Source organism: Actinomadura rupiterrae, from assembly GCF_024172125.1.
GTDB classification, from domain to species: Bacteria; Actinomycetota; Actinomycetes; order Streptosporangiales; family Streptosporangiaceae; genus Spirillospora; species Spirillospora rupiterrae.
The window spans coordinates 695,624-709,694 of record NZ_JAMZEA010000003.1 but is presented as its reverse complement, the minus strand read 5'-3'; the positions used below and the strand labels follow the sequence as shown (position 1 = coordinate 709,694).

Here is a 14,071-nt window from a genome sequence, read left to right as displayed (position 1 = left end):
GGACGAGCCTACGGAGGACGCATGGACGACAAGCAGATCCTTTCCCACATCGACGAGTACGTCGCCGAGGAGGCCGCGCTGCGCGAGAAGCTCCAGCGGGGCGAGCTGTCCCAGGGCGAGGAGCAGCAGCGCCTCCGCGCGCTGGAGATCGAGCTCGACCAGTGCTGGGACCTGCTCCGGCAGCGCCGGGCCCGCCGCGACGCCGGCGAGAACCCGGACGAAGCCGCCGCCCGCCCCGCCAGCGAGGTAGAGGGCTACCTCCAGTAACCCACCCCACCCCACACCCGCACGCGCGGTCACTGCGACCCGCGCGTGTGGCGCCACGCGCGTGCGCGGTGGGGTTTGGCCGGATGCGGTCGGGGGAGGGCGGGGCGCTGCCAACCTGAGCCGTCCGTGGTGTCATCTCATTCACCATGAGGACGGCACCGGACGGGCGCGCCGCCCGCCACTGGAAGAGGGCTTCGCCGTGAAGGGCCTGCTGCTAGCCGCGACCACCGGAACCGCCCTGGTCGCGGCCGTTCCTCTCGCCACGTGGACGGAGGCGTCGGCCGCCTCGCGGCCCGCCCTCGCGTCAACGCAGACCGGTGTGAGCGGTAAGGCCGGTTTGGGCGGGGCGGCGCCTGTGGGTGCGCAGGGACGCGTTCATTCGCCGCAGCCTCTTCGCGTCCGTTCCAAGGCCAATCGCCTGAGCCAGACCTACCGGAGGCTGCCGGACGGCACGTCCGTGTCGCTCCGATGCTCCGTCACGGGCCAGCGCATCTACGGCAATCGCACCTGGTACCGGCTGACGAGCGCGCGCCACGAGTACGTCGCCGCCCACTACATCAAGATCATCAGCGGCTCCGTCCCGCACTGCTGATCCAGTCGGCCCCAGCGCGCAGCCGCGCGGAGTGGGTCCGGACGCCGAAGAGCCGTCCACCTGGTGGGGTGGACGGCTCCTGTGCGGTCGGGGCTACATGCGCTCCGGCGTCGGGACGCCGAGGAGGGTCAGGCCGGTGACCAGGGTGCGCAGGGTGAGGGCGCACAGGGCCAGCCGGGACTGCTTGGTCTCCTCGTCCGGGGCCTTCAGCACGGGGCAGTTCTCGAAGAACGTCGTGTAGAACGAGGCGAGCTCGAACAGGTAGGTCGCCAGCCGGTGCGGCTCGGCCGCGTCGTAGGCGCTCTGGACGGCGGCCCCGAAGCCGAGCAGGTGCAGGGCCAGGGCGCGCTCGGCGGGCTCGGTGATCACGATCGGGCCGTGCGCGTCCTCCGGGGCGGTGCCTCCCTTGCGGAAGATCGACCGGATCCGCACCACCGCGTACTGGAGGTACGGGCCGGTGTTGCCCTTGAAGGAGATCATCCGGTCGAAGTCGAAGACGTACTCGCTGTCCCGGGCGACGGACAGGTCGGCGTACTTGACGGCGCCGATGCCGACGGCCTCGACGATCGCGTCGCGTTCGGCGGTGTCGAAGGACTCGTCGTGGTTGAGCTTGTCGAACTCGGCGCCGGCCCGGACGACGGCCTCGTCCACCAGCTCGGCGAGCTTGACCGTGCCGCCCGCCCGGGTCCGCAGGATCTTGCCATCGGTGCCGAGCACGTTGCCGATCTCGGCGTGCTCCAGGACCATGCCGTCCTTGACCCAGCCGGCCATCCGCGCGACCGCGAAGGCCATCTGGAAGTGCAGGGACTGCGGCGCGCCGACGACGTAGATGACCCGGTCGGCGTGCTCGGTGTCGGACCGGTACCGAATGGTCGCCAGGTCGGTGGTGGAGTAGTTGTAGCCTCCGTCGCTCTTGCGGACGATCACCGGCAGCGGGTCGCCCTCCCGGCCCTTGTAGCCGGGCGGGAACACCACCAGGGCGCCGTCGCTGATCTCGGCGATGCCCTTGTCGGTGAGCTCCTGGGCGGTCGGCGCGAGCAGGTCGTTGTAGAACGACTCGCCCTTGATGTCGTCGTCGGTGAGGGTGACGCCGAGCCGCGCGTAGACGTGGTTGAAGTACCGCTTCGACACGTCCACCAGGACCTGCCAGAGCCGCATGGTCTCGGGGTCGCCCGCCTGGAGCCGGACGACCCGGTTCCGGGACCGCTCGGCGAACGCCGGGTCGGAGTCGAACTTCCGCCGGGCGGCCTGGTAGAAGGCGGTGAGGTCGCTGACGGACGAGTCGTCCCGCTCGGCCGCCTCGACGCCGACGTCGAGCAGCTGCTCGATCAGCATGCCGAACGGCGTGCCCCAGTCGCCGACGTGGTTGTCCCGGACGACGTTCTCGCCGAGGAACTCGGCGATCCGGGCGATGGCGTCGCCGACGATCGTGGTGCGCAGGTGCCCGACGTGCATCTCCTTCGCCACGTTCGGCGAGGAGTACTCGACGATCACCTTCTGCGGGTGCTCGTCGAGCGGGACGCCGAGCCGCTCGTCGCCGAGGGCCGCCTGCGCCTGGTCCGCGATCCAGCCGTCGGCGAGGGTGAGGTTGATGAAGCCCGGCCCGCTGATCTCGACCTTGGAGACCAGCCCGTCCACGTCCAGCCCCGCCACGATCTCCTCGGCGATGCCGCGCGGGTTCTGCTTCTCGCCTCGCTCCTGGGTGAGCGGCTTGACCAGCGACATGGCGACGTTGGCCTGCAGGTCGGCGAACTGCGACGGCCGGATGACCGGGTCGGTGTCCGCGAACGACGGTCCGAAGGCGGCGGCGAGCGCGGCCCGGACCCTGTCAGCGAGTACGAGTTGCGGGTCGGACATGTCTCAAGGTTATCGGCGCGGCGGTGTGGAACCGGTAATGGTTTGCTGTTTAAGGGCCTTCAGGACGAGCGTGAGCAGCACGGCCGCTATTCCGGCGATCACCAGCGCGGACAGGTCGTTGCCGAGGTCGTCCGGGCGGAGCGCGAAGAAGTGCCGCAGCCACGGGACGGCGAGGACGACCGCGAAGGCCGCGCCCATCGCCCCGACCAGCCCGAGCCGCCACCAGTTCCACGGCCGGGCGATCAGCACCAGCACCCACAGGGCCAGCAGGAACAGCGAGATCGTGGCGGCGGACGAGTCCTGCTCGAAGCTGCTGCGGGTGTCGCGGGTGGCGATCCAGTAGCCCGCGAACGTCGCGACGCCGCAGGCGATCCCGGCCGGGATCGCGAACCGCAGCACGCGCGGGACGAAGCCGGGCCGGGCGCGCTCGTCGTTCGGCGCGAGCGCGAGGAAGAACGCCGGGACGCCGATGGTCAGCGAGCTGATCAGGGTGAGGTGCCGGGGCAGGAACGGGAACCGGACGTGCACGAGCCCGACCAGCACCGACAGGATGATCGAGTAGACCGTCTTGGTGAGGAACAGGTTCGCGACCCGCTCGATGTTGCCGAGCACCCGGCGCCCCTCGCCGACCACGTACGGCAGGGTCGAGAAGTGGTCGTCGAGCAGGACGATCTGCGCGACGGCCCGGGTGGCGTCGCTGCCGGAGCCCATGGCGATGCCGAGGTCGGCGTCCTTGAGCGCGAGGACGTCGTTCACGCCGTCGCCGGTCATCGCGACCGTGTGGCCCTTGGACTGGAGCGCGGCGACCATGTCGCGCTTCTGCTGCGGGGTGACCCGGCCGAACACCGAGTTCCGGTCCATCACCTCGGCCATCGCGGACGTGTCGGACGGCAGGGACCGCGCGTCCACCGGGTGATCGGCGCCCTTCAGACCGAGCGAGGTGGCGATCGCGCCGACCGAGACGGGGTTGTCGCCGGAGATGACCTTGACCTGGACGCCCTGCTTGTCGAAGTAGGCGAGGGTGTCCCCGGCGTCCGCGCGGATCCGCTGGCGCAGGACGACCAGGAGCGCCGGGGTCGCCGTGGACGCGACGTCGAGCTCGTCCGGTTCGGCGAACGCGCCGTCCGGCACCCGCGCGAGCGCGAGGACCCGCAGGCCGCTGGAGCCCAGGTCTTCGGCCTTCGTCCGCGCGGGATCGGCGGGGGAGAGCAGCACGTCGGCGGCGCCGATCACCCATGCGCCGTGGTGCTCGAACGACGCCCCGCTCCACTTGCGCGCGGACGAGAACGGGACGGCGGCCGCCGGCGCCCAGCCCGGATCGGGGGTGTCGAGACCGTCCCGCACCGCCAGCATCGTGGCGTTCGGATCGGGATCGGCGCGCGCGAGCGCCACGAGCGCCTGCTCGCCCGGGATGTCGCCGTCGAGCACGACGACCTCGTCCAGGTCCATGCCGGGCTCGGTGAGCGTGCCGGTCTTGTCCAGGCACAGCACGTCCACGCGCGCCAGGCCCTCGATCGCGGGCAGCTCCTGCACCAGGGCCTGCCGCCGCCCCAGCCGGACCACGCCGACCGCGAACGCGATGCTGGTCATCAGCACCAGCCCCTCGGGGACCATGGTCACCACGCCCGCGACCGCGCCGACCACCGCGTTCGACACCCCGCCCGCCGACCGGAACTGGCTGGCGAACAGCAGGATGGCGGTCGGAACGATCAGCCAGGTGACGTACTTGAGGAACCGGTTGATGCCGTCCATCAGCTCCGAGCGGGACAGCGAGAACCGGCTGGCCTCCTCGGTGAGCCGGGCCGCGTACGCGTCGCCGCCGACCTTCGCGGCGGTGAACGTGCCGGAGCCCGCCACCACGAAGCTGCCCGACTGCAGCTCGTCGCCCGGCGCCTTGCGGACGGGGTCGGCCTCGCCGGTCAGCAGCGACTCGTCCACCTCCAGCCCGCCGGACGAGACGACCGGGCCGTCCACCACGATCTTGTCGCCGGCGCCGAGCACGACCAGGTCGTCCCGCACCACCTCCTGCTGGTGCAGGTCGCGGACCGCGCCGTCGCGCAGCACCCGCACCGGCGCCTCGCCGACCACCGCCAGCCGGTCGAGGGTGCGCTTGGCGCGCAGCTCCTGCACGACGCCGATCGCCGAGTTGGCGACGATGATCCCGCCGAACAGCCCGTCCTGCCACTCGCCGAACACCATGACCAGCACGAACAGCGAGCCGATCAGCGCGTTGAAGCGGGTGAGCACGTTCGCCCGCACGATGTCGGCGGCCGACCGGCTGGTGGGCCGCGGCACGTCGTTCACCAGCCCGGCCGCGACCCGCTCGCGGACCTGCTCCCCGGTCAGCCCGCCGGCCTGCACCTCGCTCATCGTCCCCCCGTCGCAAGCCCATTCCCCAAGATCGACTAGGGCAACCGCGGGGTGCTCAGCGCCCCCCGGCCCCCCGGTCGGGCCGCTCGCCCGAGCGCCCCGGCACCGGCCGCCCCGCCGCCTCGCCGTCCGAGCCCTCCCCGCGCCCGTCCTCACCCTCTACAACGGGTGACGCTCCGGAAACGTTGGGTGCATCCCCCCGAGAATTTCCCCGCGCTTGTCCGGCGTCCGGTGTCTTTCCGGCGGCGTCGCGGGGCTCGATGGTGCCGCGGGGTCCGGCGGCGTCGCGGGGGCCGACGGTGTCGCGGGGCTCGACGATGTCGCGCGTTTCGCGGGCGTCCTGGGGGTCGCGTCCTTCGCCGGAGTCGCGTCCTTCGCCGGGGTCGCGGGGTTCCTTGGTGTCGGGGGTTTCGCGCGACTGCCTGCCTGCGCGTGAATCCTTGGCTTCGCGGGGGTCTTTGGGGGTGTCCCGGTCGTTGTGGGACCAGCGGGGGAAGCGGGAGGTCTTCGTGGCGGCGACCTGGTCGCGGATGCGCTCGACGATGCGGCCCGCGGCCAGCTCGTGGGCGAGCAGGCAGGCGGAGGTGATGGCGCGGGCCCTGGCGGCGCCGTGCGCGATGATCACTGTGCCGTTCAGGCCGAGCAGGACGCCGCCGCCGTAGGTGTCGGAGTCGAGCCGGTCGCGCAGCTCGGTGAGCTTGCGGCGCTGGAGCAGCGCGCCGACGCGGGCCGTCCGGGACGAGGTGACCGCCTCGCGGATCTCGGCGAACGCCGTCCGGACGGTGCCCTCCAGCGTCTTGAGCGCGACGTTGCCGGTGAAGCCGTCGGTGACGATGACGTCGACCCGGCCCGCCAGCAGGTCGTGGCCCTCGACGTTCCCGGCGAACTCGACGCCGTGGTGGCCGGACACCAGCAGCTCGTGCGCGCGCTTGGCGAGCTTGTTGCCCTTGCCCGCCTCGGATCCGATGTTGAGCAGCCCCACGCGCGGGCGCGCGAGGCCGAGCCTGATCTGCGCGTAGGCGGTGCCGAGCGCGGCGAACTGGACGAGCGTCTCCGGCTTCACGTCGGCGGTGGCGCCCGCGTCCAGCAGGACGGTCGGCCGCGGCCGCGTCGGCAGCGTCACCGCGATCGCGGGCTTCATCACGCCCTGCTGGGCCTTCAGCCGCAGCCGGGACGTCGCGACCACGCCCGCGGTCGAGCCCGCCGACACCAGCGCCGACGCGCGGCCCTGCTTGACCAGGTGGCACGCGATCGCGACCGACGAGCGCGGCTTGCGCCAGCTCGCGAGCGCGCCCTCGCCCATGTCGAGCGCCTCGTCCGCGTGCACGATCGGGATCTCCCCGGCGATGCCGAGCAGGTCGAGCCTGGCGCGGATCCGCGGCGCCTGCCCCACCAGGACGACCCGGACACCGTGCTCGCGGAACGCGGCCACCGCGCCGTCGATGATCTCTTCCGGCGCGTGGTCGCCGCCCATGGTGTCCACGGCGATCGGCGCCGGTCTGGGACGGTTCTCCCGTGCGCGCGCGTCAGGACGGGCCTCGCGTGCGCGCGCGTCCGGCGTGGGGCGGATGCCGCCGGCCGGCGAGGGCCGTGCCTGCTCGCCTTTGCCGGTCATCAGCACTCCAGAAGGGACGGGGAGAGACGCGCCGCACCGCGACGCGGCAGCTCATCGCATGGTATCCAGCGATCGCCGAGCCCCCGCCGCCCCGGCCCCCCGCAGGGGACGGGCCGCCCGCCCGCCTCCGGATCAGTGCTTCTTGCGGCAGTCCGTCCCGAGGCAGTCGGCGTTCTGCACGATCGGACGTCCGCCGACCAGGATCGTGTAGTACTGCGCCTGCGTCTCGTCCTCGCCCGCCCCGATCACCTGCACCGGGCGGTGGTCCGCGGTGGTGGAGGTGCAGGTGACGCGCATCTTCCGCTTCGTCCAGCCGGGTTCGTCCGCGCAGGTCAGGCCGGAGGTGAGGGCGACGCCGCGGCGGGCCAGCTCGGTCCCGCCGGAGCGCGCGGTCCCGGCCCGCAGCGCGTTCTGGGTCTTGTAGCGCAGTTCCTTGCCGTTGAAGAAGGTCAGGTAGACGACACCGGCGGCGACGACGGTGACGGTGACGGCTACCGTGCCCATGACCAGGGCTTTCATCCGCGTGATCTTCACGGCTGTAGCGTCACCGCTGGGCCGCCGGGGCACGCCTCCGCCGCCCCGATTTTTGTCGATCATGCGGACTCGTTGCGCGCCCTTCACCCGCGACCCGGCGCGTCCTGTCGCGAAAGCGCAGGTCAGGCCGAGTGCTTGCAGCCGGTGCCGAGGCAGTCCCGGTCGATCAGCAGCCGCCCGCCGACGGTCACCTGGTACCGCTCGCGCGGGGTGGACGAGTCGGCGTCGCTGACCGTCCCGCTGATCTCGACGGGCTCGCCTTCGATGGTGCGCGCGGTGCAGTCGATGCGGACCTCGGCGAAGGCGCCGGTCGGCGGCGTCTGGCACGCCGGACGCCCCTCCAGCCGGACGCCCCGGGCCCGCAGGTCGGCGGACGCCCCGTCCGCCACGGCGTTCCGGTAGGCGCCCTCGGAGATCCGCTGCATCACGCCGCATCCGCCCAGCGCGACCACGGCCGCGGACGCGACCAACATCACACCCACCCGCCGCCCCCACCCGCGCGCTCCCCGCCGCGCAGACGCCACGCCCCGATCCCGCCCGCGCGCCGGGTGCTGTGGCCGGACGCGCGCTGGCGCCTGACCTCGATCGCGCGCCGGGGGCTGGGGGCGGGCGTCCGGGGTCACGGGGTTGCTCCGTGGGCTCGGTCGACCGCGTCCGCGACCGCGTCGGGACGGTCGAACTGGACCATGTGCGGGCAGTCCGGAAGGTCCACCTGGTGGCCGCGCGGGGACATCCCGGCGAGGCGGCGGTGGCAGCCCGACCATTCGGCGCCGTCGCCCGCGTCGCCGAGCGCGGTCAGCACCTCCAGCGGGATGTCCGGAAGCGGCCGCCGCGCGCGCAGCGCCAGCAGGTCGGCCGCCGCCTCGCGGTACGCGACGTCCTCCGCCAGGACGGTGCCGAGCACGGCGCCGCGCCCGTAAACGGACCGGACGACGTCCCGCGAGACCGGCTCGTCCCGCGCGGTGACCTGTTTCAGCGTGACGCGCCGCCCGAACGGCCCGATCACCCGCGAAAGGCGTGTCGCCTCAAGACCCGCGCCGGTCGCGCGCAGCACCGGGTGAACGGCGGCGCTGATGCGCAACCCCGCGCAGTTGACCCGCTCCTCGCAACTCGGATCGACCAGGACGAGCGCGCGCACGAGCTCGGGATGCAGGCGGGCCAGCGCCTCGGCGTGGAACCCGGCCATCGAGTGCGCGACGACCGTGACCGGCCTTCCGCTCATGCGCGCGAGGTCGGCGAGGACGTCCACGTCCCGCCGCAGGCTCGCCGCACGCCGCGCCGCGGGGCTGAGCCCGAGCCCTGGACGGTCGAAAGCGATCACCCGGTACCGGTCGCCCACGAGGCCGATGACCGGCTCCCAGTCGAACCAGGCGCCGCCCAGGCCGGTGCTGAGCAGCAGCGCCGGGGCGTCCCGCGGGCCGGACTCGACGACGTGCACCCGCTCGCCGCCCGCCGCCACGATGCGTCCGCCCGGCGCGACCGGGCCGTCCGTCCCGCCGGGGTCCACCGAAGTCCGCTCGCTCGTCACAGGGCCGTCTTCTCCTTCGCCCGGACGGGCGGCCGGTGCGGCGCGCGCCACGCGGTCCGCCAGTCGGTCCACAGCGCCCACGCGATCGTGAGCAGGCCGAGGCACAGGATGATGATCTGGATCCGCTGCAGGATGCCGAGCCACTCGCCGGCCAGCATCGCCGCCACGGTGCCGAGCGCGAACACCGTCTCGGTGACCGCGAGCAGCCAGCCGAACCGGGCCAGCGCGGGCCACCAGCCGTACCGGCGGGCCGCGATGGACAGCGTGAGCAGCGCCGCGACACCGCAGGCGATCACCGCGCTGCTGGTGACCGAGTGGAAGGAGTGCGAGAACGACACCTGGTCGGCGCGCTCGCGCAGCGCGCACCGGGTCTCCAGGCTGGGCGCGCAGTCCAGCGGGAACAGCGCGTCGCCGATCGCGCAGAACCCGAACAGCCCGAGGAAGCCCCAGCCGAGCGTGCTCCAGAACCGGCGGCGCAGCGTGGCCAGCGCGGTGCCCGCGACGATGATCGACAGCACCCCGGTGACCAGGTCGCCGCCGCTGTAGACCAGGTGGTACGGCTGGTCGCGCGCGGACAGCTCGCTCACGTACCCGTTCACGACGTCCAGCGCGGGGCTCAGCAGGTGCTCCAGCATGAACGTGGCGTAGCTCACCCCGGCCACGGCCGCGAGCACCGCCGCGAACAGCGGCGCCACCCCGGTCGGCAAGCGGTCGCGTCCGTGGGGGGCGGCGTGGGGGACGTGCTCGTGCGCGGCCATGTCGGCCTTCGATACCCGATCCCCCGCGTCCGTACCGGCCTGGACGGCCCGTCCTTGCCCGTCCCTACCGCCTTGGGTGGCCTGGCCTCGTCCGTCCGTCCCGGCTCGGGACGCCCGGCCTTGACCGTCCGCTCGGGACGCCTGGCCTTGACCGTCCGTATCGGCCTGGGGTGTCCGATATTGTCGGTCCGTCCCGGTTTGGGGCGGGCGGTCCTGACTGTCCGTGTCGGCTTGGGGTGTCCGCTCCGGCCTGTTCGGCGTGTCGTGCCCGGTCGCTTTCACCGGCCCCCCTCAAGCGTCGGTCGCGGCCATCGGCACTGGGTGCTCGCGGTCACCCGCGCGGAGTCGTCCGTCCTGCTCGTCCGTACTGCGTCGAACGCCCCGCTCGCACCGGGCGTTCCCTTCGCAAGTATCTCCCCACCAGCATAGGCAGGCGGACCGGCTCGCCACTTTTACGCCGCGTAATCGTTGTATCTGGTGGCGGTGCGGGGCTCCTGGCCCGGACGGCTGCGGTGGTCTGCCGCTGACCTGCATCTTTGTACCGGTTAGGGGGTATCCATTCGGCATGAACCGATTTTCGGCGCTTCAATGGGGGTGGCCCGGACCCGACCGATGACTGTCCGTGACGAAGTGAACCCCCCGGCGGGTACGGCTTCCAGGACGATCACCGTCCCCCGGGCGCGGTGCCCGCATCCCCGCTGAACTCAAGGAGTACCCACACGTGACGATGGTGAACGACGCGGCTCCCGGCACGCGATCCACTGGTCGCAAGTTCCGCGCCTTCACGGCGAAGCATCTGGACGAGCTGACCGCCCGTGCCGGACTGACGCCGGACCAGCAGTTGGCGGTACGGGCGGTGGCGACCGTCCTGCCGTTCCGTACCAACGCCTACGTCATCGAGGAGCTCATCGACTGGTCCGCCGCGCCGGACGACCCGATCTACCGGCTGGTCTTCCCGCAGGAGGACATGCTGCCGGAGGCGGACGTCGCGCACCTCTCGGACCTGCTGCGCCGGGAGGCGCCCAAGGCCGAGGTCGAGGCCGCCGCGCACGCGGTGCGGATGAAGCTCAACCCGCATCCGGCGGGGCAGATGGAGCTGAACATCCCGACCTTCGGCGACGGGAAGATCCCGGGCCTGCAGCACAAGTACGACGAGACCGTGCTCTACTTCCCCAAGCAGGGGCAGACCTGTCACGCGTACTGCACGTACTGCTTCCGCTGGGCGCAGTTCGTCGGCGAGCCCGACCTCAAGATGGCCGGGGACGGGCCGGCGCAGCTGCGCGAGTACCTGGTCGCGCATCCCGAGGTGACCAGCGTCCTGTTCACCGGCGGCGACGCCATGATCATGGGCGAGCCGGTGATGCGCCGCTACGTCGAGCCGCTGCTCGACCTGGAGCAGCTGGAGTCGATCCGGATCGGCACCAAGTCGCTGGCGTACTGGCCGCAGAAGTTCGTCACCGACCCGGACGCCGACGACATGCTGCGGCTGTTCGAGCAGGTCGTCCGGTCCGGCAAGAACCTGGCGTTCATGGCCCACTTCACGCACCCGCGCGAGCTGGAGCCGCTGATGGTCGCCGAGGCGTGCCGCCGGATCCAGGACACCGGCGCGGTGATCCGCACGCAGGCCCCGCTGATCCGCACGATCAACGACGACCCGAAGGTCTGGGAGGACATGTGGCGCACCCAGACCCGCATGGGCCTGGTGCCCTACTACATGTTCGTCGAGCGCGACACGGGACCGCAGGACTACTTCGCCGTCCCGCTGGGCGAGGCCTACGAGATCTTCCGGGACGCCTACGCGAACGTGTCGGGCCTCTCCCGGACGGTGCGCGGCCCGTCCATGTCCGCGACGCCCGGCAAGGTCTGCGTGGACGGCGTCCTGGACCTGTTCGGCGAGAAGGTCTTCGCGCTGCACTTCATCCAGGCGCGCGACTCGTCGCTGGTGAACCGGCCCTTCTACGCCAAGTACGACCCGGAGGCGGTCTGGCTGGACGACCTGAAGCCCGCCTTCGACACCAAGTTCCCGTTCGAGGCGTAATTCCGGACGCGTAACTCCCGGAGGGTAATTTCCGGCCCGTAACTCCAGGACCGGAACTCCGGGCACGTAACTCCCAGCCGGTAACTCCGGGACCGTAATTCCCACGGCGGAATCCGACGGGTGCGACCGGGGAGTCCAGGGCGGATCTCCCCGGTCGGCAACGACTCAGGCAACAGCCCGTGATCAACGGCCCGGACCAACGACTCCCGGCCGGCGGGTTCTAGTCGGCGACGACCGCGGCCGGCGGGCTCCAGCGCAGGTGGCGGGCCAGGGAGAGGGCCACGCACACCGACGCCCCGCCGAAGATCGCCATCGTGAGGCCGGGGGAGAGGCCCTCGGCGACCGCGCCCGCACCGGCCATCGCGCCGGACTGGAGGGTCATCGTCCCGGTGGTGAGCAGGCCGAACGCCTGGCCGCGGCGCTCCTCCGGGACGGCGTCCACGAACCGCTGCTGGATGCTCAGCTCGTAGCTCAGCCCGGCCGCCCCCGCCAGCCCGAGCACGCAGGCGATCGCGATGCCCGGTTCGAGGGCGAACAGGACCAGCGGCGCGCCGTTCAGCACCGCCAGCAGCAGGCCGATCCGCTCGCGCAGCGCCAGCGGGACGAACCGTCCGACGACGAAGCTGCCCAGCAGCATCCCGGCCGCGATCGCGGCGAGCACGAAACCCGCCTGCTCCGGCTTCCCGATGGACGCGGCGTACGGGATCACCACGCCCTCCGCGCCGGTCGCGAGCGCCGTGGGCAGCCACATCGCGAGGAGCGTCCCGCGGATCACCGGGTCGCGGAGCAGCGCCCGGTTGACCCGCCAGGTCTCCCGCGCGGCCCCGTCCTCGCGGTCGCCCTCGACCCGCGGCGGACGGGCGGCCAGTCCGATCCGCGCGAACACGGCGGCGCACCCGGCGGTCCCGGTGGAGATCCACAGCGTGCTGGACGGCCCGACCGCCGCGATCATCAGCCCGCCGAACGCCTGCCCGGCGATCTGCGCGCCGCCCGCCGTCATGGTGAAGACGGACCGGCCCAGCACGTAGCCGCCCTCCCCGGGCAGGATCTCGCTGAGCATCGCCCAGGTGGACGCGGACGCGAGCGGCATGAGCAGCCCGAGGGCGAACATCACGCAGAGCGTGCCGCCGACGGGCAGCACGTCCAGCGCGAGCACCGCCGAGGTCGCCGACTGGACCAGGTAGACGCCGACCAGCAGGCGGCGCGGCGGCAGCCGGTCGGTGTGCGAGAGCAGCAACGCGCCGCTGATGACGTAGGGGAACATCTCGGCGGTGTAGGCGAGCGCCGCGAGCAGCGACGATCCGGTGCGCTGGTAGACCAGCACGGACAGCGCCAGCATCCGCACCATGTCGCCGCCGACGAGGATCACCCGGAGCGCGAACAGGACGCGGAACTCGCGGACGGCGAAGATGTCGCGGTAGGCGACGGTGGCGGGGGACGTAGTAGGAGTCGTCGTCACGAACCGCACCTTCGCGGGCAGGTGGCCGTCCAGGCTAAGCTTTCGGGCAGGAGCGAAACATGGCGTGGATCGAGGTCGGTCCGGGGGACGTCACCGCGTCGCGGTTCGCGGTGTCTCCGCTGGTAGAGGTGAACAGCGCGCTCGGCGTGGTGTCGGGCCGGCACGCCCTCGGGCCGCTCGGGCCGTGGGTTCAGCGCGTCCGGCCTGTGTTCCGGTCGCTGCTCGACGACCCGGCCGTCCGCGCGCTTGTCTACCTGCGCCGCCGCCAGGGCTACATGACCGACTTCGTCACGCCGCCGCCCGAGCGCGTGCACATCTCGATCGAGGAGCAGCTCGCGCAGGTCAGGGCCACGCCGCTGGACCTGGCGCGGCACGAGCTGGCGCAGAACCGCGCCGGGCTGCCCGAGCCGGACCGCGGCGTCCGGTCCGTCCTGGACGCCCCGGACGTCGTGGAACTGCTCGCCGAGGGCCTCGGCCGGGCGTTCGCCGCGCTGATCGCGCCGGAATGGCCCGCGATGCGGACGATCTTCGAGCGGGACCTGCTCTACCGGGCAGGTCGTCTCGCCGTTTACGGGTGGGCCGAAGCCCTCGCCGGGCTGTCCCCGCGGGTCCGCTGGCACCCGTCCGAGACCGGCGGGACGATCGAGCTCGTCGGACTCAACGACTCCCGGACGGCCCTGAACGGCGGCGGGCTGCTCTTCCTGCCGTCGGTCTTCGCCGGCCTCGGCTACTCCACCGAACCGCCCTGGCAGAACACCCTGTCCTACCGGGCGCGCGGCGTCGCCAACCTCTGGTCCCGCGACGCACCGCCCGACGACGGCCTGCCGAAGCTCATCGGCCGCACCCGCGCCGACGTCCTGCGCACCCTGGACGAGCCGACCACCACGACCCGGCTGTCCGCCCTGCTCAACCTGAGCCTCGGCTGCGTCGGCGACCACCTGGCCGTCCTGCGCGATTCCGGCCTGGTCGCCCGGGACCGTTACGGACGGTCCGTCCTGTACCGCCGCACCGAACTCGGCGACGCGCTCCTCAGCCCCGAACTCGTCCACTGAC

11 protein-coding genes and 1 pseudogene are annotated in these 14,071 nt (G+C 72.4%); 4 read left to right on the top strand and 8 right to left on the bottom strand.

What is annotated here, in order from left to right; translation table 11 throughout:
- The first annotated feature begins 21 nt into the window (after positions 1-21).
- The gene (locus FHU30_RS11995) at positions 22-267 is read left to right on the top strand and encodes a DUF2630 family protein (RefSeq protein WP_253874943.1); all 246 of its coding nucleotides are present in this window, start codon (positions 22-24) and stop codon (positions 265-267) included.
- A gap of 199 nt (positions 268-466) precedes the next feature.
- Positions 467-859 carry a hypothetical protein gene (locus FHU30_RS11990; RefSeq protein ID WP_253874941.1) on the top strand — a complete coding sequence of 131 codons (393 nt, stop codon included), beginning with the start codon at positions 467-469 and terminating at the stop codon, positions 857-859.
- A gap of 93 nt (positions 860-952) precedes the next feature.
- Here the strand turns inward: FHU30_RS11990 and argS are convergent, their stop codons facing one another.
- From argS to FHU30_RS11955, 7 genes and pseudogenes are all read right to left on the bottom strand, one after another.
- Positions 953-2,716: an arginine--tRNA ligase gene (argS, locus tag FHU30_RS11985; protein ID WP_253874939.1), complete on the bottom strand. Its 1,764-nt coding sequence runs from the start codon at positions 2,714-2,716 to the stop codon at positions 953-955.
- Positions 2,717-2,725: 9 nt separating this feature from the next.
- Complete coding sequence (locus tag FHU30_RS11980) at positions 2,726-5,086, bottom strand: HAD-IC family P-type ATPase (RefSeq protein WP_253874936.1); 2,361 nt, start codon at positions 5,084-5,086, stop codon at positions 2,726-2,728.
- A 478-nt stretch (positions 5,087-5,564) separates the two neighbouring features.
- Positions 5,565-6,656, bottom strand: a pseudogene (gene plsX / locus FHU30_RS11975) (phosphate acyltransferase PlsX); the annotation flags it as partial.
- Between the two features lie 177 nt (positions 6,657-6,833).
- Positions 6,834-7,235: a hypothetical protein gene (locus FHU30_RS11970; protein WP_253874934.1), complete on the bottom strand. Its 402-nt coding sequence runs from the start codon at positions 7,233-7,235 to the stop codon at positions 6,834-6,836.
- Positions 7,236-7,357: 122 nt separating this feature from the next.
- Positions 7,358-7,708 carry a hypothetical protein gene (locus tag FHU30_RS11965; RefSeq protein WP_253874932.1) on the bottom strand — a complete coding sequence of 117 codons (351 nt, stop codon included), beginning with the start codon at positions 7,706-7,708 and terminating at the stop codon, positions 7,358-7,360.
- A gap of 146 nt (positions 7,709-7,854) precedes the next feature.
- Positions 7,855-8,763, bottom strand: a complete 909-nt coding sequence (locus FHU30_RS11960; RefSeq protein ID WP_253874930.1) for an alpha/beta fold hydrolase — start codon at positions 8,761-8,763, stop codon at positions 7,855-7,857.
- On the bottom strand, positions 8,760-9,521 hold the full coding sequence (locus tag FHU30_RS11955; protein ID WP_253874928.1) for a DUF998 domain-containing protein: 762 nt from the start codon (positions 9,519-9,521) through the stop codon (positions 8,760-8,762). Before FHU30_RS11955 ends, FHU30_RS11960 begins: the two co-directional genes overlap by 4 nt.
- A 727-nt stretch (positions 9,522-10,248) precedes the next feature.
- Between FHU30_RS11955 and FHU30_RS11950 the strand changes: the two genes are divergently transcribed.
- Positions 10,249-11,559 (top strand): KamA family radical SAM protein, encoded by a 1,311-nt coding sequence (locus FHU30_RS11950; protein WP_253875321.1) that lies wholly within the window; start codon positions 10,249-10,251, stop codon positions 11,557-11,559.
- A 220-nt stretch (positions 11,560-11,779) separates the two neighbouring features.
- Here the strand turns inward: FHU30_RS11950 and FHU30_RS11945 are convergent, their stop codons facing one another.
- Positions 11,780-13,018, bottom strand: coding sequence for an MFS transporter (locus FHU30_RS11945; protein ID WP_253874926.1), 1,239 nt, complete (start codon positions 13,016-13,018; stop codon positions 11,780-11,782).
- A 59-nt stretch (positions 13,019-13,077) separates the two neighbouring features.
- On the opposite strand from FHU30_RS11945, the gene FHU30_RS11940 reads away from it, so the two are divergent.
- Complete coding sequence (locus FHU30_RS11940) at positions 13,078-14,070, top strand: helix-turn-helix domain-containing protein (protein WP_253874924.1); 993 nt, start codon at positions 13,078-13,080, stop codon at positions 14,068-14,070.
- Position 14,071: the final 1 nt, after the last annotated feature.

Excerpts from the sequence above, each read along its gene's own strand:
- FHU30_RS11980 (WP_253874936.1), bottom strand. The coding sequence starts at position 5,086 with ATGAGCGAGGTGCAGGCCGGCGGGCTGACCGGGGAGCAGGTCCGCGAG.
- FHU30_RS11995 (WP_253874943.1), top strand. The coding sequence starts at position 22 with ATGGACGACAAGCAGATCCTTTCCCACATCGACGAGTACGTCGCCGAG.
- argS (WP_253874939.1), bottom strand. The coding sequence starts at position 2,716 with ATGTCCGACCCGCAACTCGTACTCGCTGACAGGGTCCGGGCCGCGCTC.
- FHU30_RS11955 (WP_253874928.1), bottom strand. The coding sequence starts at position 9,521 with ATGGCCGCGCACGAGCACGTCCCCCACGCCGCCCCCCACGGACGCGAC.
- FHU30_RS11950 (WP_253875321.1), top strand. The coding sequence starts at position 10,249 with ATGGTGAACGACGCGGCTCCCGGCACGCGATCCACTGGTCGCAAGTTC.
- FHU30_RS11940 (WP_253874924.1), top strand. The coding sequence starts at position 13,078 with ATGGCGTGGATCGAGGTCGGTCCGGGGGACGTCACCGCGTCGCGGTTC.
- FHU30_RS11965 (WP_253874932.1), bottom strand. The coding sequence starts at position 7,708 with ATGTTGGTCGCGTCCGCGGCCGTGGTCGCGCTGGGCGGATGCGGCGTG.